Here is a 2,070-nt window from a genome sequence, read left to right on the forward strand (position 1 = left end):
TCTCAAGACCTCTCGGGACTATTATCTGCATTCTCCTATTCCCTTGTATATGCGGTGGTACATTTTACGCTTACTTTGATTCGTTTCCTCAGCCTTGCTTTCAGGCTCTTTTGGACAGGAAAGGCTATTTGGCGAAAATCGCGGCTGACGCAGGTTGCCATACTGTAGTAGTCATGCACACCAAGCACATAGGAATTATACCTGCTGATTGCCTGATACTCGGTGTGCTTTCCCTGCTGTGGATATTCAATTTCGTAAATCAACGTTTTGAGTTTCGCCCTGATTTTCTCTATGGATTTGTCTTTTACATGATTCTCGACAACGTACCTGGTATGTCCCTTTTTGTTCTTGCCCCGTGGTATGAGTTTCAATTTGAACCCCAGGAACTCTGAGTATTCTTCCTTCAGGTTGACCACCTTGGATTTCTCCGGGCTGATGTCCAGCCCCAGCCGCTCCTTCAGCCAGTTTTGCGTTGCGTAAAACAACTTTATTGCGCTTTGGTAACTGCTGGTGAAGATTTTGAAGTCATCCGCGTATCGAACACAGGTTACTTCCTTCAATTTGCTTCGCCGCAGGGACGCGAATTTGTTTCCCTTGTTCGGCGTGCCATTCGGATTGGGGTGCATCTTGAAAGGATACCGGGTAGGGATTTCCTCCCATTGGCTGGCTAACCACCAGTCCAGTTCGTTCAAGACGATGTTGGAGAGGAGCGGTGAAATGATGCCGCCCTGTGGTGTGCCAACCTCTGGGAACCCGATTCCCGCAACCTCAGCTTTTAGCATTGCGGAAATGATACTGAGCAGCTTTTTGTCCCGGATTCCCATTGTCCACATTTGTTTCAGCAGTTTCCCATGGTTCACATTGTCGAAGAAACCTTTGATGTCAATGTCCACCACATAATGCAAGTGGCTCAACTGCATATTCTTGTGAACCTGAGCGATAGCGTTCTGCTGGCTGCGATTGGGACGGAACCCATAACTGTGGTCATGAAACTTTGCTTCACAAATGGGCTCCAGTACCTGCAATACGCACTGCTGAATCAGTCGGTCGAGGATGGTAGGGATTCCCAGTGGACGGATTTTTCCGTTGTCCTTACGGATTTCTACTCTGCGGACACTTTGCGGAACGTACCATGTGAGTTTTCGTTGTACAAGAGTGACGATTTCCTCGTCAGAGATTTTTTCCAAATCTGCGATCGTTTTGCCGTCCGTGCCGGGCGTGTGGCTTCCATCGTTCTTTTTCATGTTGCGATATGCCAGCCGGATATTTTCAGGCTGGATTATCACTTCGACCAATTTGTTGAAAATTTTGCCGTTTTTGCTTTCCGCATACAGTTTGTCCTGTATTTCTTGAAAGTCATAATACTCGGCATGACGCAGTTTGGACTTCTTCAAAGCCTTTTCTTTTGTTGCCATAGTCGGCGCTCACCCGCTTTCATGGGGGATTGCCTTTCTTAGTCCTACTCGAACCTATGCGTGTTTGTTAGCTATGCCTGGATATTGCTTCTTCTCATGTTATCCTTGACTACAGCCCGTCCCTCCACCGCTTACTTTTTTTCACGGCTTCTCAGTTTGTCCATCGCTGAACAAACACGGTACCATGGCTGCTCCTTCCTCCCGGATTAAGAGAAGTTATACCGCACCTCCCGCTTCTGAGCGACACGGCTTTCCTTCTCATGCTTCATCGTGTGCAATCACTCCACATCCAGGACTTTCTACGTTCCGATATTCCTATCTGTGCATGATGCCCTTAGACTATCCTTTAGGCCAGTATGCTTGGTAGCGCCTGTAACGCTACAAGGTATTTCATAGCGACCAACTTACTTTACCCCACATACACCGTTTTCACGGCAGCAGCATTTCTACTGCTATTTCTTCTTGACCTGTGCATTCGGACTTTCGCCAGTGGTAGTCAGCCGCATTCTTGTCATAGGCATTTTATAGACCCCCGGCCTATAGACTGCACCGCCCACCTCTGGGCAGCTTTCCACAACAGTAAGCGTCAAATGCGGAACCGCCAGACGTTTTATGTAGTCTGGCGGTTCGGGTTGGATTTAAGAATCATCGAATT

Annotated in this window: 1 protein-coding gene; it reads right to left on the reverse strand. The window is 47.8% G+C overall.

Annotated features, from left to right (window positions below):
- Nucleotides 1–35: 35 nt before the first annotated feature.
- Nucleotides 36–1,415: a group II intron reverse transcriptase/maturase gene (ltrA, locus tag D1641_RS18765; RefSeq protein WP_160668493.1), complete on the reverse strand. Its 1,380-nt coding sequence runs from the start codon at nt 1,413–1,415 to the stop codon at nt 36–38.
- Nucleotides 1,416–2,070 lie beyond the last annotated feature (655 nt).

It is taken from the genome of Colidextribacter sp. OB.20 (assembly GCF_009911595.1).
Classification (GTDB): domain Bacteria; phylum Bacillota; class Clostridia; order Oscillospirales; family Oscillospiraceae; genus Lawsonibacter.

Excerpts from the sequence above, each read along its gene's own strand:
- ltrA (WP_160668493.1), bottom strand. The coding sequence starts at position 1,415 with ATGGCAACAAAAGAAAAGGCTTTGAAGAAGTCCAAACTGCGTCATGCC.